The 19,406-nt window shown below is 62.3% G+C and carries 20 protein-coding genes and 2 tRNA genes; 15 read left to right on the top strand and 7 right to left on the bottom strand.

Annotated features, from left to right (window positions below):
• Positions 1 to 110: 110 nt before the first annotated feature.
• The gene (locus B5M07_RS01545; RefSeq protein WP_120349938.1) at positions 111 to 1,466 is read right to left on the bottom strand and encodes a mechanosensitive ion channel family protein; all 1,356 of its coding nucleotides are present in this window, start codon (positions 1,464 to 1,466) and stop codon (positions 111 to 113) included.
• Between the two features lie 278 nt (positions 1,467 to 1,744).
• Here B5M07_RS01545 and leuC point away from each other — a divergent pair, with 278 nt between their 5' ends.
• Positions 1,745 to 3,151 carry a 3-isopropylmalate dehydratase large subunit gene (leuC, locus tag B5M07_RS01540; protein WP_067940991.1) on the top strand — a complete coding sequence of 469 codons (1,407 nt, stop codon included), beginning with the start codon at positions 1,745 to 1,747 and terminating at the stop codon, positions 3,149 to 3,151.
• A gap of 38 nt (positions 3,152 to 3,189) precedes the next feature.
• Here the strand turns inward: leuC and B5M07_RS01535 are convergent, their stop codons facing one another.
• Positions 3,190 to 3,405: a DUF2945 domain-containing protein gene (locus B5M07_RS01535; protein ID WP_120349937.1), complete on the bottom strand. Its 216-nt coding sequence runs from the start codon at positions 3,403 to 3,405 to the stop codon at positions 3,190 to 3,192.
• Between the two features lie 80 nt (positions 3,406 to 3,485).
• Here B5M07_RS01535 and leuD point away from each other — a divergent pair, with 80 nt between their 5' ends.
• From leuD to B5M07_RS01510, 5 genes are all read left to right on the top strand, one after another.
• Positions 3,486 to 4,091 (top strand): 3-isopropylmalate dehydratase small subunit, encoded by a 606-nt coding sequence (gene leuD, locus B5M07_RS01530; protein WP_120349936.1) that lies wholly within the window; start codon positions 3,486 to 3,488, stop codon positions 4,089 to 4,091.
• A gap of 275 nt (positions 4,092 to 4,366) precedes the next feature.
• Positions 4,367 to 5,197 carry a hypothetical protein gene (locus B5M07_RS01525; RefSeq protein ID WP_120349935.1) on the top strand — a complete coding sequence of 277 codons (831 nt, stop codon included), beginning with the start codon at positions 4,367 to 4,369 and terminating at the stop codon, positions 5,195 to 5,197.
• Positions 5,080 to 6,186, top strand: coding sequence for an endonuclease/exonuclease/phosphatase family protein (locus B5M07_RS01520; protein WP_120349934.1), 1,107 nt, complete (start codon positions 5,080 to 5,082; stop codon positions 6,184 to 6,186). Before B5M07_RS01525 ends, B5M07_RS01520 begins: the two co-directional genes overlap by 118 nt.
• A gap of 70 nt (positions 6,187 to 6,256) precedes the next feature.
• Positions 6,257 to 7,363, top strand: a complete 1,107-nt coding sequence (leuB, locus tag B5M07_RS01515) for a 3-isopropylmalate dehydrogenase (protein WP_067939242.1) — start codon at positions 6,257 to 6,259, stop codon at positions 7,361 to 7,363.
• 188 nt (positions 7,364 to 7,551) lie between these two features.
• Positions 7,552 to 7,628, top strand: a tRNA-Pro gene (locus B5M07_RS01510).
• 52 nt (positions 7,629 to 7,680) lie between these two features.
• On the opposite strand, the gene B5M07_RS01505 is transcribed toward B5M07_RS01510, so the two are convergent.
• Together B5M07_RS01505 and B5M07_RS01500 are read right to left on the bottom strand one after the other, a co-directional pair.
• A complete protein-coding gene (locus tag B5M07_RS01505; RefSeq protein WP_120349933.1) occupies positions 7,681 to 8,439 on the bottom strand; it encodes a MauE/DoxX family redox-associated membrane protein in 759 nt (252 codons plus the stop codon).
• A 146-nt stretch (positions 8,440 to 8,585) separates the two neighbouring features.
• On the bottom strand, positions 8,586 to 9,983 hold the full coding sequence (locus B5M07_RS01500; RefSeq protein WP_120349932.1) for a sensor histidine kinase: 1,398 nt from the start codon (positions 9,981 to 9,983) through the stop codon (positions 8,586 to 8,588).
• Positions 9,984 to 10,201: 218 nt separating this feature from the next.
• On the opposite strand from B5M07_RS01500, the gene queC reads away from it, so the two are divergent.
• The 5 genes from queC (at position 10,202) to B5M07_RS01475 (ending at position 13,317) form a co-directional block, all read left to right on the top strand.
• Positions 10,202 to 10,903, top strand: a complete 702-nt coding sequence (queC, locus tag B5M07_RS01495; protein WP_120349931.1) for a 7-cyano-7-deazaguanine synthase QueC — start codon at positions 10,202 to 10,204, stop codon at positions 10,901 to 10,903.
• Complete coding sequence (gene queD, locus B5M07_RS01490) at positions 10,903 to 11,256, top strand: 6-carboxytetrahydropterin synthase QueD (protein WP_067939230.1); 354 nt, start codon at positions 10,903 to 10,905, stop codon at positions 11,254 to 11,256. Before queC ends, queD begins: the two co-directional genes overlap by 1 nt.
• Entirely contained in the window at positions 11,253 to 11,960 is a 708-nt protein-coding gene (gene queE / locus B5M07_RS01485) for a 7-carboxy-7-deazaguanine synthase QueE (RefSeq protein ID WP_067624221.1), read from the top strand. The genes queD and queE overlap by 4 nt, the downstream gene beginning before the upstream one ends.
• A gap of 15 nt (positions 11,961 to 11,975) precedes the next feature.
• A complete protein-coding gene (gene queF / locus B5M07_RS01480; RefSeq protein WP_067624216.1) occupies positions 11,976 to 12,440 on the top strand; it encodes a preQ(1) synthase in 465 nt (154 codons plus the stop codon).
• Between the two features lie 211 nt (positions 12,441 to 12,651).
• Positions 12,652 to 13,317 (top strand): L,D-transpeptidase, encoded by a 666-nt coding sequence (locus B5M07_RS01475; RefSeq protein WP_067624211.1) that lies wholly within the window; start codon positions 12,652 to 12,654, stop codon positions 13,315 to 13,317.
• 46 nt (positions 13,318 to 13,363) lie between these two features.
• On the opposite strand, the gene B5M07_RS01470 is transcribed toward B5M07_RS01475, so the two are convergent.
• Together B5M07_RS01470 and B5M07_RS01465 are read right to left on the bottom strand one after the other, a co-directional pair.
• Positions 13,364 to 13,636, bottom strand: a complete 273-nt coding sequence (locus B5M07_RS01470; protein WP_120352118.1) for a hypothetical protein — start codon at positions 13,634 to 13,636, stop codon at positions 13,364 to 13,366.
• Between the two features lie 109 nt (positions 13,637 to 13,745).
• Positions 13,746 to 13,822 (bottom strand) — tRNA-Arg (locus B5M07_RS01465).
• Positions 13,823 to 13,994: 172 nt separating this feature from the next.
• Between B5M07_RS01465 and B5M07_RS01460 the strand changes: the two genes are divergently transcribed.
• Together B5M07_RS01460 and B5M07_RS01455 are read left to right on the top strand one after the other, a co-directional pair.
• Entirely contained in the window at positions 13,995 to 15,032 is a 1,038-nt protein-coding gene (locus tag B5M07_RS01460; RefSeq protein ID WP_120349930.1) for a LacI family DNA-binding transcriptional regulator, read from the top strand.
• Positions 15,029 to 16,243 carry a winged helix-turn-helix domain-containing protein gene (locus B5M07_RS01455; RefSeq protein ID WP_120349929.1) on the top strand — a complete coding sequence of 405 codons (1,215 nt, stop codon included), beginning with the start codon at positions 15,029 to 15,031 and terminating at the stop codon, positions 16,241 to 16,243. Before B5M07_RS01460 ends, B5M07_RS01455 begins: the two co-directional genes overlap by 4 nt.
• Here B5M07_RS01455 and B5M07_RS01450 read toward each other — a convergent pair.
• On the bottom strand, positions 16,240 to 16,935 hold the full coding sequence (locus B5M07_RS01450; protein WP_120349928.1) for an aspartate/glutamate racemase family protein: 696 nt from the start codon (positions 16,933 to 16,935) through the stop codon (positions 16,240 to 16,242). The genes B5M07_RS01455 and B5M07_RS01450 overlap by 4 nt on opposite strands.
• Before the next feature lie 163 nt (positions 16,936 to 17,098).
• Between B5M07_RS01450 and B5M07_RS01445 the strand changes: the two genes are divergently transcribed.
• Together B5M07_RS01445 and B5M07_RS01440 are read left to right on the top strand one after the other, a co-directional pair.
• Positions 17,099 to 18,340: an NAD(P)/FAD-dependent oxidoreductase gene (locus B5M07_RS01445; protein WP_120349927.1), complete on the top strand. Its 1,242-nt coding sequence runs from the start codon at positions 17,099 to 17,101 to the stop codon at positions 18,338 to 18,340.
• Positions 18,341 to 18,378: 38 nt separating this feature from the next.
• A complete protein-coding gene (locus tag B5M07_RS01440) occupies positions 18,379 to 19,368 on the top strand; it encodes a TRAP transporter substrate-binding protein (RefSeq protein WP_120349926.1) in 990 nt (329 codons plus the stop codon).
• Positions 19,369 to 19,406: the final 38 nt, after the last annotated feature.

Genomic DNA, 19,406 nt, shown 5'->3' with positions numbered 1-19,406 from the left:
GCCAATGCTGAACGCTTGCCCCGGTGCCGAGCCCCCCTAATTTAGCGATATAGGCCAGATTTTTCAATGGACCCTATGCGCTCCGCGTGAACCGGGGCGCAAATCCCCGCCTAGTCAGGCAAATTCTCCGCCGCCGCCACCCTTGAGAGCGCCAATTGACTGTCTTCGATGACTTTCACCTCGCGCTGCGGGAAGGGGATGGAAATGTCGTTTTCCTTGAACGCATCCCAAAGCGCCAGATAGACATTGCCGCGAATGTTGGTCAGCCCGCCGGTCGGATCCTTGATCCAGAAGCGCAGGATGTAATCCACCGACGAATCGCCAAACCCGACGATATGGCAAACGGGCGCCTTGTAGCTTAACACCCGGTCGACGCCCTTGGCCGCATCGACCGCCAGTTTGCGCACCACATGCGGATCATCCGAATAGGCTGTGCCGAAATAGATATCGAGGCGCACAAAGTCATTGGAATGCGACCAGTTCACCACTTGTCCGGTGATCAGGTCTTCGTTCGGGATCAGGTATTCTTTGCCGTCCCGCGTCACCACAGAGGCATAGCGCGCGCCCAGTGTCTGGATCCAGCCAAAGGTCTCCCCCAGACTGATCACGTCGCCCGGTTTGATCGACTTATCGAGCAGAATGATCACGCCCGAGACGAGGTTCGACACGACCTTTTGCAGACCAAAACCAAGGCCCACACCGATCGCACCCGAGAGCACCGCCAGCCCCGTCAGATCAATCCCCACGGCCCGCACGCCGATAAAGAACGCCAATCCATAAAGCAGGATCTGCACGCCCTTCACCGCCAGCACCTGCATCGACGGGCTGATGTCTTCGTTCTTACGGATCGTCGCAGCAGTTGTCGTGCTGGCAAGCCGCGCCATGGTCAGCAACGCGCCGACCACCACCAAAGCCGTCAGGACGGTCAATACCGACAGCCGGAACTCCCCAATCGTCAGCGCCACGTCATCCAGAAACACCGCCACATCGTCCGCGACATTCAGCATGTAGAGCGTGGCATAGATCCACAGCCCCCATGTCACCATGCGCCGTAGGGGGCGGTTGCGCACCAGACGCGCGGCAAAGGCGATGCCGACATAGATCGCCGCCAATGTCGCCGCCAAGCCGATAAGATAAGACCGCGATGGCCAAGTGACGTTCTGCATCACCTGATACAACAGCCCCGCCAGCAGCGCGAACCACATCAGCCCCAGCCGCCGCTTGACCTGCACCACCACCCGCAGTTGCCACTTGGACCACCCTTCGCGCGAGCGGACCCAGTTTTGCAGCATCACACCGGTGACCCGATGCAGGATCCACGCCAGCGCAACCAAGGCCAGCAAGATCAAAATCTGGTTCTGCCGCCAACCGGGGCTTAGGACGCTCTCACCAAAGCCGAGCACCCCATCGAACAAAGCCTGAAGCGATAGAAGGAAGTTCGAGAAAGGGTGGGACTCAGGGATCATGTACGGCCTTTGCAACTCAGGAAGATCACGGTTGCACAGGCTCCTCGCCAGAGCAAGAACCGCCGCGCGACCGGCCCCGCACACCGCCCCACGATGCCACCTTGCGAGACTCGCTCAGGGTCTATATCCAAGGCCCCATGATACTGGTGTTTGATCTTTGCGACCGTGCGCGTCTGCGCGAACGCTTTTTCGGCGCGACGCATAGCGTTCTGGCCCGACTATAAGCCAGCCCTCTCAGCCACACCCATAGCCATTCCAAACCACGGGAGAGGACCATCATGTCCCCCAAGACGCTTTACGATAAAATCTGGGACGCCCATGTCGTCCACGAAGCCGATGACGGTACCTGCTTGCTTTATATCGACCGTCACCTCGTCCACGAAGTGACCAGCCCGCAGGCCTTTGAAGGACTGCGCATGTCGGGCCGCACCGTCCGTGCACCGGACAAGACCATCGCCGTGCCGGACCACAACGTGCCCACCACCGAAGGCCGCGAAGACCCCGAGGCGATGACCGAAGACAGCCGCATTCAGGTCTCCGCCCTCGATAAAAACGCGCGTGAATTCGGCGTGCATTACTACCCTGTCTCGGACGTGCGCCAAGGCATCGTGCATATCGTCGGCCCCGAGCAGGGCTGGACCCTGCCCGGCATGACCGTCGTCTGCGGCGACAGCCACACCGCGACCCACGGCGCTTTCGGCGCTTTGGCCCATGGCATCGGTACATCGGAGGTTGAGCACGTCCTTGCCACCCAGACGCTGATCCAGCGCAAGGGCAAGAACATGAAGGTCGAGATCACTGGCAAGCTGCGCCCCGGCGTCACGGCCAAGGACATCACCCTTTCCGTCATCGGCGCCACCGGAACGGCAGGCGGCACCGGCTATGTCATCGAATATTGCGGCGAAGCGATCCGCGACCTGTCGATGGAAGGCCGCATGACCGTCTGCAACATGGCGATCGAGGGCGGCGCGCGCGCGGGGCTGATCGCGCCGGACGAAAAGACCTTTGAGTATTGCAAAGGCCGCCCCCACGCCCCGAAAGGCGCACAATGGGAAGCGGCGATGGACTGGTGGAAAACGCTCTTCTCTGACGAAGACGCTCATTGGGACAAGGTCGTGACGCTGAAAGGCGAAGACATCGCGCCGGTCGTCACGTGGGGCACCTCGCCCGAGGACGTGCTGCCGATCACTTCGGTCGTTCCTGCGCCCGAGGATTTTAAAGGCGGCAAGGTCGACGCGGTGAAACGCGCGCTGGAGTATATGGACCTGACACCGGGCCAGAAACTGACCGACATCCAGATCGACACCGTCTTTATCGGCTCCTGCACCAATGGCCGCATCGAAGACCTGCGCGCCGCTGCCGCCGTGCTGAAAGGCAAGAAGATCAAAGACGGTTTGCGGGCCATGGTCGTACCCGGCTCAGGCCTCGTGCGTGCGCAGGCCGAAGAAGAAGGTCTGGCGGACATCTTCCGCGAGGCCGGTTTCGAATGGCGTCTTGCGGGCTGTTCGATGTGTCTGGCGATGAACCCCGACCAGCTTGCCCCCGGCGAACGCTGCGCGGCCACATCGAACCGCAACTTCGAGGGGCGTCAGGGCTATAAAGGGCGCACGCATCTCGTATCGCCCGGCATGGCCGCGGCGGCTGCTCTCACCGGTCATTTGACCGACGTGCGCGAATTGGCGTGACCGACCGGGGCGTGGATACCGGGCGCGTTGCGCGGGGCTCAGTTGGCCTTGCGCAACTCGCTGCCAGACTTCAGCACTTCGCTGCCGTCGTCCTGTTCGATCTTATAGGCCGGTTCGTCATCGCTCGCTTTGCGGGTCACCTCGCTGCCCTGCAGCTTCAGCGTGATCTTCTGCGTGTATTTCTTGACGATCTTGCCGGTCCCGGTGCCATTGCCCCAGTCCCATTCCACTTTCGTGCCGGTTTGGTACGACATGCCATGCCCTCCTGATACCCCATTTGCCTAGAACGCGCCGGTCAGCGGCGCGGTTCCCGCAATCTCCGAAGGATAACCCGATGGAAAAGTTTACAGAAATCACCGGCACCGCGGCTCCCATGCCGCTGGTGAACATCGACACCGACATGATCATCCCCAAGGTCTTTCTCAAAACGATCAAACGCTCGGGCCTTGGCGTGAACCTGTTCGACGAAATGCGCTATGACCGCGAAGGCAACGAAATCCCCGATTTCGTGCTGAACCAACCACAATACCGCGACGCGCAAATCCTTGTCGCAGGCGACAACTTCGGCTGCGGCTCCTCGCGCGAGCATGCGCCCTGGGCGATCAAAGATTTCGGCATCCGCTGCGTCATCGCGCCCAGCTTTGCGGACATCTTTCACAACAACTGCTTCAAGAACGGCATCCTGCCGATCGTTCTCCCGCAAGAGCAAGTCGACGTGCTGATGAAGGACGCCGAGAAGGGCTCCAACGCGCGGATGACCATTGATTTGGAAGGCCAGACTGTCACCACTTCGGACGGTGAGAAGTTCCCCTTCGAAGTGGACGCTTTCAAAAAGCATTGCCTGCTCAACGGTCTGGACGACATCGGCCTGACGCTTGAAAAGGGCACGGCGATCGACACCTATGAGGATTCGCTCAACCAGAGCCGTCCTTGGGTCTAAGGGCCATTTCCAAACTCAAATTGTGGGCGTAAATCCAGCGCCCACAAGATGTTGCGGCCTGCCATCAACCTGCCACGAAATTGATGCAAGAACGCACCACCCTTTCCCTCAAAATACCCCAGAACCCTGCTCTTCTCCACGCGGAGCCTTGAGGCGCGCGCGGAAAGAAGGCAAAAATTGGACAATAATGAGGCGAGCCCCAGCAACCGGGGCCATCAAGTTGGAACAAGCACGCGGCAATGTATCGCGTCTGGCCAGTTTGGAAGGGCAGAGCAGTGATCGGACGAATGACAGGCGCGGCGACGCGTGGCCTATTGGTGGCGCTATTGATAGCCACACCTGCGCTCCTTTTGCCGGGCGCCGATGCGGAATCGAGCCAGATCACCCTGCTCCTCGCCTGTATCGCGTCGATTTTGACCTTCATGGAATACAACTCGCGCCAACCGAGCATCGTCGAATTTCGCGATGCGCCACCCTTCAATCGGCTGCGCTTCATCAGCCTGCTGTTCACCATCGTCGTTCTGTCACTGATCGCACGGGGCCAAGCGGCCCCCACCCTGCTGACAGGCGCACTGACCTCGCTCGGCGTGATCTTGGGCAACGCGCTTGATTTCCCCTATTCCCCGGTGCGGCTGGTGGTGCTGATGATGCCCGCCGATGCCCCCTATGAGGCGGTCAATCTGATCCGCACGGCAGCGGGGCTGGCCTACCTCGTTTCGCTCATCGCATTGGCGACCTTCGTGGTGCTGGTGCGGGTCATGGGCTGGCCCGCCCGCCAAGGCGCCTTTAACGTCTGGGTGAATCTGCCGCTCTTTGACCCAACCGCCGGGGGCGACGTGCTTTACCGTCTGCAACGCGATGCACGGATCAACATCGCGCTTGGGTTCTTGTTGCCCTTCATCATCCCCGCAGTGGTCAAAGCCACTGCCGATCTGCTAGATCCGATCTCACTCAGCAATCCGCAAACCATGATCTGGACAATAAGCGCATGGGCATTCCTTCCGGCCAGTATGATTATGCGGGGCATCGCCATGGGGCGCGTGGCCGAGATGATCCACGACAAACGCCGCCGCGCCTACGCCGAAGCGCATATGCAGGCCGCCTGATCAGACTGCTGCTGGCGTTTTTCCTGCTGACTGGTTTCGCACAGGCCGAGCCGCTGCGCATCGCCACCTTCAACACCGAATTGTCACGCAAAGGGCCGGGCATTCTGCTGCGCGACATCCTGCGCGGCGATGACCCAAGCATCGCTTCGGTGGTGCAGACCATCGCCGCCGCCGATCCCGATATCATCGCCCTCCAAGGCATTGACTACGATCTCGAACGCAGCGCCCTTAATGCCCTCGCCGATGCCCTCACCGCCGCAGGCGCGCCCTACCCCCACCGCTTTGCCGCACCCCCCAATGCAGGCCGCCAAAGCGATGTAGATCTGAACGGTGACGGCAAGCTCGGTGGCCCGCGCGACGCCCAAGGCTATGGCCGTTTCTTTGGCCAAGGCGCGATGGCGCTCCTCTCACGCCACCCGATCCTGACAGAAGACCTACAGGACTTCAGCACCCTCATTTGGCGCGACCTCCCCGGCTCGCTCTACCCGATGATCGACGGCAAGCCCTTCGCCGGAGCCGAGGCCCACGCCACGCAACGTCTGTCGTCCAACAGCCACTGGGCCCTGCCCGTCCAGCTGCCCGACGGCCCAATCACCCTGCTGACCTACCACGCCACCCCACCCGTTTTCGACGGCCCCGAAGACCGCAACGGCCGCCGCAACCACGATGAAACAGCCTTCTGGTCTCACCACCTTGCCGGAGTGATCGGCACCCCGCCCCAAGATGCTTTCATCCTCCTCGGCGATGCCAACCTTGATCCTACGCGCGGTGAAGGACGCGGTGACGCCATCGCCAGGCTGCTCGCTCACCCCACCTTGCAAGACCCGCTGCCCGGCCAATCTACAGTCGACTGGTCGCAAACCGGCCCGATGCGCGTCGACTACATCCTGCCCTCCCGCGACTGGCAGGTGCTCGACGCTGGCCTCATTTGGCCCGAGGGGGAAGACGCCAGCCGCCATGCACTGGTCTGGGTCGACCTCACCCGCTGACGCGCCGCTATCTTGACCCTTCGGAACCCGCAGGCTACCCAATCTCCAACCGTATTTTCAGGAGTTTCCCATGGCCAACCCATCCTTGCTCATCCTACCCGGCGACGGCATCGGTCCCGAGGTTATGGCCCAGGTCACGCGCATCATCGATTGGTTCGGCGAAAAGCGCGATCTGGCCTTCGACGTAGAGCATGATCTGGTCGGCGGTGCGGCCTATGACAAACACGGCACGCCCCTGCACGACGACACGATGGCCCGCGCCCTCGAAGTCGACGCGGTGCTTCTGGGCGCCGTCGGCGGCCCGAAATACGACGACCTCGACTTCTCGGTCAAACCCGAACGCGGCCTTTTGCGCCTGCGCAAGGAAATGGACCTCTTCTCCAACCTGCGCCCGGCACAATGCTTTGACGCGCTGGCCGATTTCTCCTCGCTGAAAAAAGACATCGTCGCGGGCCTCGACATCATGATTGTGCGCGAACTGACCTCCGGCGTCTACTTCGGCGAACCGCGCGGCATCTTCGAGGAAGGCAACGAACGCGTCGGCATCAACACGCAGCGCTACACCGAAAGCGAGATTGAGCGCGTCGCCCGCTCCGCCTTTGAACTCGCCCGCCGCCGGGGCAACAAAGTCTGCTCCATGGAAAAAGCCAATGTCATGGAAAGCGGCATCCTCTGGCGTGAAGTCACCCAACGGGTTCGTGACGCCGAATATCCCGATGTCGAACTTAGCCACATGTATGCCGACAACGGCGCCATGCAACTGGTCCGGGCCCCCAAACAATTTGACGTCATCGTCACCGATAACCTCTTCGGCGACATCCTCAGCGACTGCGCCGCCATGCTCACGGGCAGCCTCGGCATGCTGCCCTCCGCCAGCCTCGGCGCGCCCAATGCCGATGGCCGGCCCAAAGCCCTCTACGAGCCCGTCCACGGCTCCGCGCCCGACATCGCGGGCCAAGGCAAAGCCAACCCGATCGCCTGCATCCTCAGCTTCGCCATGGCGCTGCGCTATTCCTTCGACCAAGGCGAAGAAGCCGCGCGCCTGGAAAAAGCCGTCGAACAGGCACTGGCCGACGGCGCCCGCACCCCCGATCTGATGGGCCCCGAAGGCGGCACTCCCATCACGACCGAAGAAATGGGTAACGCGATCCTCAAAGCGCTCGACGCGAGCCTCTAAAGAACCGCGGCGGGGTTCACGCCCCGCCGCTTCCCCCTTCATTCTTTCTCAAATACCCGCGGGGGAGCAGCCAAAGGCTGCGGGGGCAGCGCCCCCAACTGCGCCCGATCTCCCCATCCGCACCGCAAAATCCCTACAACTGACCAATTGCCAATTACGCCACGCTGCGCTATGCGCTGCACATCGGTCGGGCTGTAGCGCAGCCTGGTAGCGCACCTGCTTCGGGAGCAGGGGGTCGGAGGTTCGAATCCTCTCAGCCCGACCAGATATCCCCCTGATACCAGCCTACGCCCAAACCTCGGCGCGCCCCGATCCGCTTAGCCGTAGACCTTGATCAACATCCAAATCCCCATGCCCAGCATCATGACGTTCTCGGTGAGCGAGACGAACCCAAGCGGCACATTGCTTGAGCCACCCACACAGGCGCATTTCAGCTCGCGCTTGTCGACATAGACCGCCTTGATCACCGACACCGCGCCGATCGCGCCGATGACAATCGCGACGGGGGCCGACAGCCATGTCAGCGCGCCGGCTGTCATCAGGATACCGGCCAGCGCCTCGCCAAAGGGGTAGACCTTGCCATAGGGCACCCAACGCTGCGCCAGCAGGTCGTAGTTCAGGAACATCGTGGAAAAGCTCTCGATGTCCTGCAATTTTTGTACGGCGAGGAAACACATCGAGATCGAGATGAACCATTCAAATGCCCGCAGGGTGAAGATGCTGTCGAAGGCGTACCAAGAAAGGCCCAGTGCCATCAGGAAGGCCACGCCGAAAATGGCGATGACGGGCTGATAGCTGGTGTCCGACTGTTCTTCCTTGGGCTTGTCCAGACCGAAATGCACACGCAGATCGTCGTAGCCGCCTATCCGCTCACCATCGATAAAGGTCTGCGGCGTGGTTTCCACACCCTCTTTTGCCATGAAGGCGTCGGTCTCTTCGCGCGTGGTAAGGTGGTGATCTTCGACGTGACAGCCCTGCCGCTCCAGCAGGTCTTTAGACTTCAACCCAAAGGGACAGAGGTGCTGCTCCATCACCATGCGGTAAAGCTTTGCGGTCTTGTCCTGTCCTTCGGCCATCCTAGCCTCCTATTGCTTTTCCAAACGACGTGTCTGGGGAAGGAACAAGTTTCCAGCGCAGGAGAGTTCCGCAAAAGCGCCATTTTGCGCCACCGGGAACGGCCCTTGCGGGCATACATCCCCCGAGGAGCAAGGTTTCGTGACCTTCAGGTCACCTTGACAAGATGCGCGGCGGGGATCGTCACGGTCCAAGTCAGCGCGTCTTCACTGGTCACCGTATCCGCCGAGCCATTGACCATGGCGGGGGCCAATACGGAAAGCACCTTGCTGCCAAAGCCAGACGCTTTTTTGGCGGAAGAATCAAATGTGATGCCGGTCTCGACCCACTGGAAACGCAGACCGCCCTTTTCGGTGTGCGACCAATGGCACCGGATATCGCCGCGCCCGCCGCTCATCACACCGTATTTGGTGGAATTCGTCGCCAGTTCATGCAGCGCCATGCCGATCAATTGCAAAGCCTGCGGCCCCAATGCGACGGTGGGGCCTGCCACATCCACCCCCTTGCCTTGCAAATGCAAGAAGGGGTCCAATTGCGCCCGGACCAGTTGTGCAAGGTCCACAGAGGACCATCCACCATCAACCAGCAAATCGGTTGAACGGGCCAGCGCCTGAATACGGTCCCCGAAGGATTTGTTGAACTCCGCCAGCGAGGCGGCCGAACTCGCCGTTTGACGCTGCATCGCAGTCACCAAAGACAGCATGTTCTTGGCGCGGTGGATGACCTCGCGCGAGACGAGATCGCGCACCTCTTCGGCTTTGCGCGTCGCGGTCACATCGTGGTGGATATTCGAGATTGAAACGATATCCCCCGACAGCGTCCGGATGGGCGTGCAGGCGATTGTGACATGCCGCTCGGTGCCGTCCTTGGCGACCCGCACCGCATCGAACTGGCGCAGCTTACCCGCCATAATCTGATCGCGATATTCAAGCACCCGTGTCGGCCAATCCGGCGGATACAAAAGCTCGACCGACCGGCCCAATGCCTCCTCTTCGGTATAGCCATAAAGCCGCTCGGCGGCGGGGTTCCAGCTGATGATACGGCCATCCATATCATAGGTCAGGATCGCTTCGCCCGTGGTGGCGACGAGGGCAGCAAAGGTTTCAGCACGCACATGGGCACGCTCGATATCGTCATGGGCCATGCGGCGCGTGGTGACATTGCGGTGCTGCAAAAGCAGACAGGGCGCGCCTTGGATTGTCATGCGGTTGGCGTTCAGCTGAAACCAGCGCCGCACGCCCGGCCCATCACAGGGGTATTCCCCCTCAAAGGCGGCACCGGTTCTCAATGCCTGTCGCAGCCCGTCCAGAACGGTTTCCGCCTGCACCACGGAATCCATCACCGCCGCTTTGCAGATGTCAAAGTAATTGGCCCCGACATAATGCGACCCGGCGTCCCCGCCGTTCTCTTCGCAAAAGATCTTCCACGCCATATTTACCGCGACAATCTCGCCGGTGGCGTCAAGGATGACCACTTCGTCGGTCATCGCCTCGATCAATTCATAATGGCTGGCGTCAAGCGTGACGCTTTGGCTGCTTTTCAACATATCCTCACCTTAGCGCGGATTCGGACCTGGCTAAAGTTAACTTAGGTTTAATCGTTAAGGCCAAATCCCTTATTTTAACGGGCTCCGACAGCGCCCCTCCTGCCCTTATGCCTGCGACCCGGCGCCGCTGCCCGGAAGGCTTGCAATCTCTGAAAATTCTGAAATAAGCCCCGCCATCCGGTCGCAGCCTACCCGGACATCAAAACAAGGGCCCCAGAATGAAAACACTTGTCATCTGCTCAGGCGGACTCGATTCCGTGTCGCTTGCGCATATCACCGCCGCTGAGCATCACCTCACCCGGCTTGTCTCTTTTGACTATGGTCAACGCCACCGCAAGGAGGTCGACTTCGCCGAAGCCGCCGCCAAACGGCTTGGCGTGCCGTTCCACCTGATCGACATGCGCGGCATCGGTGCTGCGCTGTCAGGCTCCGCCCTGACCGATGATATCGACGTGCCCGATGGGCATTACGCCGAAGACACGATGAAGATCACCGTCGTGCCAAACCGCAATGCGATCATGCTGTCGATCGGCTTTGGCATCGCGGCAGCGCAAGGCGATGAGGCCGTGGCGACCGCCGTGCATGGTGGCGACCACTTCATTTATCCTGACTGCCGCCCCGGCTTCACCCGCGCCTTCGACGCAATGCAGCAGGCCGCACTCGACGGCTATGCCAATGTGCGCCTGCGCACGCCCTTCGTCGAGCAAAGCAAGGCCGAGATCGTCCGCCAAGGCGCGCGCCATACCACGCCTTTCGCCGAGACGTGGTCTTGCTACAAAGGCGGCGCGGTCCATTGCGGGCGCTGCGGCACCTGTGTCGAGCGGCGCGAAGCCTTTCATTTGGCCGAGGTCACCGACCCGACGGTCTATGCCGACCCGGACTATTGGACCACGGCACTCGCCACACGAGGGGAAGGCTGATGTTCCGTATTCGCAAGGAATTCCACTTCTCCGCCAGCCACCAGTTGACCCACCTGCCCGACGACCACCAATGCGCGCGGCTGCATGGGCACAACTATATCGTCGTGGTCGAACTGGCCGCCGAGACGCTCAATGCCGACGGTTTCGTGCGCGATTATCACGACCTGAAGCCGCTGAAGACCTATATCGACGATCACTTTGACCACCGACATTTGAACGATGTTCTCGACGGCCCCTCCACGGCCGAGAATATGGCAAAGCATTTCCACGATTGGTGCGCGGCGCGTTGGCCGGAAACCTGCGCAGTGCTGGTCAGCGAGACCCCCAAGACATGGGCGGAATACCGGCCATGAGCCTGCGCATAGCCGAGATTTTCGGCCCCACCATTCAGGGCGAAGGCGCGCTGATCGGGGAACCGACGGTATTCGTTCGCGCGGGCGGCTGTGACTATCGGTGTAGCTGGTGCGACAGCCTGCACGCCGTCGACAGCCAATACCGCCATAGCTGGGCCCCCATGTCCACCGAGGATATCTGGCGCCGGATCCGCAAACTCTCCAAGGATCAACCGCTGACCGTTTCCCTTTCCGGAGGCAACCCGGCAATTCAGGATTTCGGCCCGCTGATCCGGATGGGGCAGGCCGCGGGCTACCGTTTCGCCTGCGAGACCCAAGGCTCCATCGCGCGCCCATGGTTTGCCGATCTTGATACGCTGGTGCTCTCTCCCAAACCGCCCTCAAGCGGTGAGACTGTCGATTGGGATGCCTTCGACGCCTGCCGGGCCTTCGGCGCTCAGGCGCGCCAACAGGTGATGAAGATCGTGATCTTCGATGAGATCGACTACCACTGGGCCCGCGAAGTGCATGCGCATCACCCCGATATCCCGCTCTACCTCCAGCCCGGCAATCCCGAGGTCGACCCCGCCACGCCGGTTGACCCGCAGGCGCTGGCCGACCGTCTGGGTTGGCTGACCGACCTTGCCATGACCGATCACTGGTTCGCCCCCCGCATCCTGCCGCAGCTTCATGTCCTGATCTGGGGCAACAAGCGCGGCGTCTGACCGATGGAGACACCTATGTCCGAAGACATCTACAGCAATCTCAAACAACTCGGCGGTGAGACCCGCATTCCCGCCAGCCCCGAAGAGGCCGAGTTGGAGCGGGTGCCGAACCCGCAGGCCGATGTCGCCTATAACGTGCGTTTCACCGCGCCCGAGTTCACCTCGCTCTGTCCGATGACCGGCCAGCCGGACTTTGCGCATCTGGTGATCGACTATGTGCCCGGCCCGTGGCTGGTGGAATCCAAATCGCTCAAACTCTTCCTGACCTCGTTCCGCAATCACGGCGCTTTCCATGAGGATTGTACGGTCTCCATCGCGCGCCGCTTGGCCGATTTCCTTGATCCGCAATGGCTGCGGATCGGCGGCTACTGGTATCCGCGCGGCGGCATCCCCATCGATGTGTTCTGGCAGACCGGCCCCCTGCCCGAAGGCGTCTGGATCCCCGATCAGGGCGTGCCGCCCTACCGGGGCCGTGGCTGAGCGGGCACCGCCAACCCCACCCTCACCCCCAGTGCCTTCGGGGCGCGCGACCCCCTGCGCGCCCCTGTTTTCGTGAAAACCGTGTGTTTTAGATCACATTCTCTTTAGCAACGGCCTTCTTCCTTGAACCTCCGGCGGGGAAAGGCCGTTAGTCTTTCATACACGCATACGACCCTGCCCTGCGCAGAGAGGTCAACCACGGAGCGACCACATGCTGACAAGACGTCATTTCATCCAGACCACCACAGCGCTTTTTTCCGGCGCGATTGCCACTCCTTTGATGGCACGCACCCGCCCCAGCGAAGCGGAGAAAGCCGCATGGGACGCGCGGATCACCCCGACAGGGTTTGACCCTGCGACCAGCAACCCTTGGGGCGTCCACCCGCGTTTCCTGCCTCAGCGGGTTGTGGCGAACGACAATCTGCGCGTCGGTGACGTTCACGTCGATGCCGTTGCACGCTATGTCTACCATATCGAAGAAGGCGGCACCGCGATGCGCTACGGCGTGGCGATTGCGCGCGGCAACCTTTATGAGCCGGGCACCTATACGATCAAGCGCAAGGTGGAATGGCCGCATTGGACCCCCACTCAAAACATGATCAAGCGCGATCCCGAGCTTTACGCGGGTCTCGAAGACGGCGTGCCCCCCGGCCCTGAGAACCCCCTCGGCTCGCGGGCGCTTTATCTATTCGAAGGCAACCGTGACACCTATCTGCGTATCCACGGCACACCCGAGCCGCGCAGCATTGGTGGGCGGGCCAGCTCTGGCTGTGTGCGGATGATTATGGCGCATATTAACCAACTCTACCCGAATGTGCGGACCGGCTCGACGGCCTATCTCTATTCGGCAGAAGAAAGCGTCGTCGCGCGCAGCTAAGCCGCGACGCAGGACGGGGACCGCGAACAGGCGGTCCCCATTCTCATTAGGCTTGGCGTTTGGTGCAGATCGGATTGCCGCCCACCGCCCGCAGCGGCACCATCGTCGTCTCAACCGGACCGCTGTGCTGATACCAATAGCAGCCATCTTCGGGCAGCAAACGCGCCGTGGACAGATCTTGGTTCGGCGCGGCAAGGCGCACCACCGACTCGGGCAGATTGCCCACCCGTGCCGACCCGCCCTGTGGCGCGGTCGCGGGCACCGTACATCCGGCAACAGCCAGCAAGGCCGCCCCGATCACAAAAGTTCCAGTTTTCATCAAAGCCTCTGCCATTCCTGATTATATCCCGCGCAATCTGACAGACCGGTTGGGGATTTCAAGCAACAACGGGGTGAATGGGGCAGATGTTGGCATCGCGCAAGGCGCATGGCGACCCCGGCAGGATTCGAACCTGCAACCTGCCCCTTAGGAGGGGGCTGCTCTATCCAGTTGAGCCACGGGGCCGACAGGGGCGGTTTAGCGCAAGCAGGGGGCGATGTCATCGGCAGAATGGCCACCGATTGGTGCGGCGCCCCGGCCCGACTGCACGACCTGACTGCACGGCCAGACTGCGGCAGTGCTTGATCGCGCGTCCCGCTTCGCGCTACCTATGGGTGAGACAAACAGGAAAACCAAATTGACCACACCCCCCAAACGCCCGTTGACCCTACGCGATGTGTCCGATGCTTGTGGCGTTTCCGAGATGACGGTCAGCCGTGTCCTGCGCAAACGCGGCGACGTGTCAGAGGCCACCCGCAACCGTGTTCTCGCCGCCGCCAAGGCGCTTGGCTATGTGCCCAACCAGATCGCCGGATCGCTGGCCAGCCAGCGCGTGAACCTTGTGGCGGTGGTGATCCCGTCACTGGGCAATATGGTGTTTCCCGAAGTCCTGAACGGCATCAATCAGGTGCTCGAAGACACCCCGCTGCAGCCGGTCGTGGGGGTGACGGACTACCTCCCCGAGAAGGAAGAGCGGGTGCTCTATGAGATGCTCTCGTGGCGGCCTTCGGGGGTGATCATCGCGGGGCTGGAACATTCCGACGCCACCCGCGCCATGCTGCGCAACGCCGGCATTCCGGTGGTCGAGATCATGGACACCGACGGCAAACCCGTCGATGCGATGGTGGGTATTTCGCACCGTCGCGCGGGGCGCGAGATGGCGCAGGCGATCCTGCGCGAAGGCTATGAGCGGATCGGTTTCATGGGCACGAAAATGCCGCTGGATCACCGCGCCCGCAAACGGTTCGAAGGTTTCACCGAAGGGCTCGCTAAGGCAGGGGTGGAGATCGAAGACCGCGCCTTTTACTCCGGCGGCTCCGCGCTGGCCAAGGGTCGTGAGATGACGCAAGAAATGTTGGAACGCTCACCCGACCTCGATTTCCTGTATTACTCCAATGACATGATTGGCGCAGGCGGGCTGTTGCATCTGATCGATCAAGGCATCGATATCCCCGGTCAGATCGGTTTGGCGGGGTTCAACAACGTCGAACTGTTGCAAGGTTTGCCGCGTCAATTGGCGACGATGGATGCCTGCCGGAACGAGATCGGTCAGGCAGCGGCGCGGATCATCCTCAACCAGACCCAGCCCGAGCCGGACCCGGAAATGCAGACCCAGATCACCCTGACCCCGACGCTGTCGCTGGGCGACACCCTGCGCCGCCGCCGTCAGGGGTGAGCCGCCCAAGGCTCGCCAATGCCGCCGCGCGGCGGTTGTTTTTGGCGCGTCACCTGCTGTCCGACCCGCCGCAGGGCCCGGCCAAGGGCGCGGCACTGCTCAAGTTGATCCATGACTTGGGGTTTGTGCAGCTCGACAGCATCAATACCGTGGCGCGGGCGCATGATCTGATCCTCTTTGCACGGCGTCCTCGGTATCGCCCCGCCGCCCTGAAACGGCTCTATGAAAAAGACCGCGCGCTGTTTGAGCATTGGACCCATGACGCCGCCGTCATCCCGATGGAATTCTACCCCCAGTGGCACCTGCGCCGCACCCGCGATGCGGCAAAGCTGCTGGGCCGTTGGAAGGACTGGCAGCGCCATGATTTCGAAGCGCAGATGCAAAACGTGCTGGCGCAGGTCCGGGCGGAGGGCAGCGTAACCTCATCGGATGTGGGCCGGGACGAGCCGCGCAGCAGCGGAGGCTGGTGGCAGTGGCATCCGTCGAAAACCGCGCTGGAGTATCTGTGGCGCAGCGGCGCGCTGGCGGTGACCGGACGCGAGGGGTTTCGCAAGCGCTATGATCTGACCGAACGGGCGGTGCCTGCCGTGCTGCACGATCCGGCCAATGCTCCCGGCACGGGGCAGACAATCGACTGGTGCTGCGATCAGGCGCTGGCGCGTTTGGGCTTTGCCACGGCGGGGGAATTGGCCGCCTTTTGGGCCCATATCTCTCCCGCCGTGGCGCGCGGATGGTGCGCGGCCGAACAGGCCGCCGGGCGGTTGGAGGAGATCGATATCGAGGCCGCCGATGGCAGCCTGCGCCCTGCCTTTGTCCGCCCCGGTTGGGCCGAAGACCCCGCCCTCACCCGCGACCCGCCCAAACGTCTGCGCGTGCTCAGCCCCTTCGACCCGGCCCTGCGCGACCGCAAACGCGCGGCACGGCTTTTCGGGTTTGACTACCGGATCGAGGTCTTCGTGCCCGAGGCGCAGCGTAGATACGGCTACTATGTTTTCCCCTTGCTACAGGGCGACCGGCTGGTGGGCCGCGTTGATATGAAAGCGCATCGAGACGCGGATGAGCTGCGCATCACTGCGCTGTGGCCCGAGCGTGGCATCCGCTGGGGCAAGGGGCGGCAGGCGGCGTTTGAGGCGGAAGTGCACCGGCTCCTGCCCCTCGCCGGGGTGAACAAAGTTCGCTTTGTCGACGGCTGGCTGCGCGCGCCGCTTTAGGCGAAACGGGGCGGCAGCAACCCTGCGTGAAACCAGTTGAGATAACTGTGGATCGAATGCACGGGCCGCCCGGTCGCCGCCGCGATGTCGGGGGCGTATGGCACCATATTAGTGCACTCCAACAGGATCGCGCCGACATCTGCCTGGGCCTCCACCAACTGCTGCGCCGCCTGCACCATCTCGGCCCGCGCCTGCGGCACTTCAAGGTCGGGCAAATTGCCAAGGATCGTCCGGGCGAAACTGCTGCCTTCCAACCCCATCACCGGGCTGCCTTCGGGCACGCCCGCCGCGCGCAGATGGGCGGGCGAAAGCGTGGCGGCAGAGATCGTTAAAATCCCCACCCTGCGCCCGGGCGGCAGGCAAGCCGCGATCTGCCCGGCCTGCTCTAACGCCGAGGCCGCAACGGGCACGTCCAACGCCTCGGCCAGACGGGGCCGGATCAGGGCCAAGAACCCGCAGGTGGTGGCGATGCCGGAGCAGCCTTCGGCGACCAAGTCCCGCCCCACCGCGATGAATGCCTGCACAAAGGGTTCGATATCATCGCAAACGATGGCTTCGGGCGTGGCCCCCGGCACAACAGCATAGCGCACCGGAAACGACCAACTCCCCGCATTGCCGACATCGCCCAGAATGCGGGGGAAGCGCGTGTCGAGCATCAGTATCCCCAGCCGCGCGCCTGTCTCGTTCGCCATATGCCCTCCGTTTGGGCGCAGGGTGCCTTTGCGGGCAGCGGGAGACAAGCAAAACCATGACGATGACATTTTATCAGCATTTTGTTGACGTGGTGATTTTTTGTGTAAAGATGCCCCAAAGGAAACAAGCCATGACCCAACGCGAAATCGAAAGCCGCCACCCATGAGCCAGCATGTTGTCGTTATCGGTGCCGGGATTGTCGGCGTCTCTGCCGCAATCTGGCTGCGCCGCGCCGGGGCCGAGGTGACGCTGCTGGACCGGTCTGAGCCGGGGCGCGGCACCTCGCATGGCAATGGTGGCGTGCTGGCGGCGGCGGGCGTTGCGCCGGTGACCGGGCCGGGCCTGATGCGGAAATCGCCCGGCATGCTGCGCGACCCCGAGTTCCCGCTGTTCCTGCGCTGGCCCTATCTGCCCCGCCTGCTGCCGTGGCTGCGCCGCTACATGGCCCACGCCAATGATGCCGACACGCGCCGCATATCAGCCGGGCTCGCGCCTATCGTCAGCGACAGCGTGGCCCAGCACAAAGCCCTCTGCGCCGATTTGGGGCTGGAGGATTGGGTTCACGACAGTGACTACTGCTTTGCTTATACCAGCCGCGCTGCCTTCGAAGCCGAGAGCTACACTTGGGCGCTGCGCCACGAGGCGGGCTTTGTGCCAGAGATCATCGAAGGCAACGCGGTGCAGGAATTCGACCCAGCTTACGGCCCGCAGATCACCTGCGTCGCCCGGTTGGCCGACCACGGTTTCATCGCCGACCCCGGCGGCTATGTCCGGGCGCTGGCCAAGGCGTTTGAGGGGATGGGCGGCACTATTAAACGGGCCGAGGTTGAGGACATCACGATCCTCGATGAAGAGGTCACTTCGGTCCTAACCGACCAAGGCCCGCTGCCCTGCGACGACGTGCTGCTGGCCACCGGCGTCTGGTCGAAACCGCTGATGCGCAAGCTTGGGATCAATGTGCCGCTGGAGTCCGAACGCGGCTACCACATCGTCTTCAAGGATGCTGAGGGCGGCCCGTCGCGCCCCACCATGATGGCAGCGGGCAAATTCGTGGCCACGCCGATGGCCGAGGGGCTGCGCTGCGCCGGGATCGTCGAATTCGGCGGGCTGAAGGCGGGCGCATCCAAAGCGCCACTGGCGCTGCTGCGCCGTCAGGCCAAGGCCGCCTTTCCCAACCTCACCGCCGAGGAAGAGATCGAATGGCTGGGGCACCGACCCGCCCCCAGCGACTCGCTGCCCCTGATCGGGCAGATCGGGACGAGCCGGGTCTATACCGCCTTCGGGCATCACCACATCGGGTTGACGGGCGGGCCGAAAACGGGCCGACTGATCGCCGGATTGATCACGGGGCAGCCGCCAAACACGGATCTAACCCCGTATCACCCCCAGCGCTTTGACAGATAACGCCAAGCGCGCACGCAAATAAACAAGGGAGAAACCAAATGACACTGACAGCAAGACTGATGGCCGGCGCGGCGATGACCGCCCTGACACTCGGCACCGCCATGCCCGCCTTCGCGGCCGAGAAATGGGACATGCCGATGGCCTATTCGGCCTCGAACTTCCATTCCGAGAACGGCATGCAATTCGCCGAATGCGTGACCGAAGCCACCGGCGGCGAGATTGAGATCACTGTGCATCCGGGCGGCGCACTTTTCGCTGGGGCCGACATCAAACGCGCGATCCAGACCGGTCAGGTTCAGATCGGGGAGCGTCTGCTCTCTGGCCACCAGAACGAGAACGCGGTCTTCGGCTTTGACTCCATCCCCTTCCTCGCGCCTTCTTTCGAGGCGAGCGCGAAGCTCTGGGAAGCCGCCAAGCCCAAAGTCGAAGCCGTGCTGGAAGAGCAGAACCTCGTCCTGCTTTATAACGTGCCATGGCCACCTCAAGGGCTCTACTTCAAGAAAGAAGTCGGCTCGGTCGAGGATATGAAGGGCGTCAAGTTTCGCTCCTACAACAACACCACCGCGCGTTTGGCCGAACTGACCGGCATGTCGCCCGTCACCATCGAAGCCGCCGAAGTCAGCCAAGCCTTCGCCACGGGCGTTGCGGAATCGATGATCTCGTCGGGGGCCACCGGCTATGACCAGAAGGTCTGGGAAAGCCTGACGCATTTCTACGAGGTCGACGCTTGGCTGCCGCGCAACTACGTGATGGTGAACGCCGATGTCTGGGCCGAAGTCACGGACGCCAACAAAGAGGCGATCACCACCTGCGCCACCGAGGCCGAAGAACGTGGCCTGCAAGCCTCCAAGGACTACACCCAGTTCACCTATGACGGGCTGCGCGAAGGCGGCATGAACGTGGAGCCTGCCAGCGAAGAGCTGATGTCCGGCCTGCGCGAAGTGGGTGAGACCATGACGCAAGAATGGCTCGAAGCCGCGGGCGAAGACGGTCAGGCGATCGTCGACGACTATAAGGCGATGCAATAATCACGAAACCTGCGGCGGTCCGTTATTCGGGCCGCCGT

Source organism: Sulfitobacter sp. D7 (assembly GCF_003611275.1).
GTDB classification, from domain to species: Bacteria; Pseudomonadota; Alphaproteobacteria; order Rhodobacterales; family Rhodobacteraceae; genus Sulfitobacter; species Sulfitobacter profundi.
Note: the sequence above shows the minus strand (reverse complement) of the source record. Positions and strands in the feature narration are given on the sequence as shown.

What these genes read in the sequence shown, in the direction of transcription:
- B5M07_RS01440 (WP_120349926.1), top strand. Translation starts at nt 18,379, where the DNA reads ATGACACTGACAGCAAGACTGATGGCCGGCGCGGCGATGACCGCCCTG.
- B5M07_RS01475 (WP_067624211.1), top strand. Translation starts at nt 12,652, where the DNA reads ATGCTGACAAGACGTCATTTCATCCAGACCACCACAGCGCTTTTTTCC.
- B5M07_RS01505 (WP_120349933.1), bottom strand. Translation starts at nt 8,439, where the DNA reads ATGGCCGAAGGACAGGACAAGACCGCAAAGCTTTACCGCATGGTGATG.
- leuB (WP_067939242.1), top strand. Translation starts at nt 6,257, where the DNA reads ATGGCCAACCCATCCTTGCTCATCCTACCCGGCGACGGCATCGGTCCC.
- B5M07_RS01445 (WP_120349927.1), top strand. Translation starts at nt 17,099, where the DNA reads ATGAGCCAGCATGTTGTCGTTATCGGTGCCGGGATTGTCGGCGTCTCT.
- B5M07_RS01520 (WP_120349934.1), top strand. Translation starts at nt 5,080, where the DNA reads ATGGGCATTCCTTCCGGCCAGTATGATTATGCGGGGCATCGCCATGGG.
- queF (WP_067624216.1), top strand. Translation starts at nt 11,976, where the DNA reads ATGTCCGAAGACATCTACAGCAATCTCAAACAACTCGGCGGTGAGACC.
- queC (WP_120349931.1), top strand. Translation starts at nt 10,202, where the DNA reads ATGAAAACACTTGTCATCTGCTCAGGCGGACTCGATTCCGTGTCGCTT.
- B5M07_RS01450 (WP_120349928.1), bottom strand. Translation starts at nt 16,935, where the DNA reads ATGGCGAACGAGACAGGCGCGCGGCTGGGGATACTGATGCTCGACACG.
- leuD (WP_120349936.1), top strand. Translation starts at nt 3,486, where the DNA reads ATGGAAAAGTTTACAGAAATCACCGGCACCGCGGCTCCCATGCCGCTG.
- B5M07_RS01535 (WP_120349937.1), bottom strand. Translation starts at nt 3,405, where the DNA reads ATGTCGTACCAAACCGGCACGAAAGTGGAATGGGACTGGGGCAATGGC.
- B5M07_RS01545 (WP_120349938.1), bottom strand. Translation starts at nt 1,466, where the DNA reads ATGATCCCTGAGTCCCACCCTTTCTCGAACTTCCTTCTATCGCTTCAG.
- leuC (WP_067940991.1), top strand. Translation starts at nt 1,745, where the DNA reads ATGTCCCCCAAGACGCTTTACGATAAAATCTGGGACGCCCATGTCGTC.
- queE (WP_067624221.1), top strand. Translation starts at nt 11,253, where the DNA reads ATGAGCCTGCGCATAGCCGAGATTTTCGGCCCCACCATTCAGGGCGAA.
- B5M07_RS01500 (WP_120349932.1), bottom strand. Translation starts at nt 9,983, where the DNA reads ATGTTGAAAAGCAGCCAAAGCGTCACGCTTGACGCCAGCCATTATGAA.
- queD (WP_067939230.1), top strand. Translation starts at nt 10,903, where the DNA reads ATGTTCCGTATTCGCAAGGAATTCCACTTCTCCGCCAGCCACCAGTTG.
- B5M07_RS01470 (WP_120352118.1), bottom strand. Translation starts at nt 13,636, where the DNA reads ATGAAAACTGGAACTTTTGTGATCGGGGCGGCCTTGCTGGCTGTTGCC.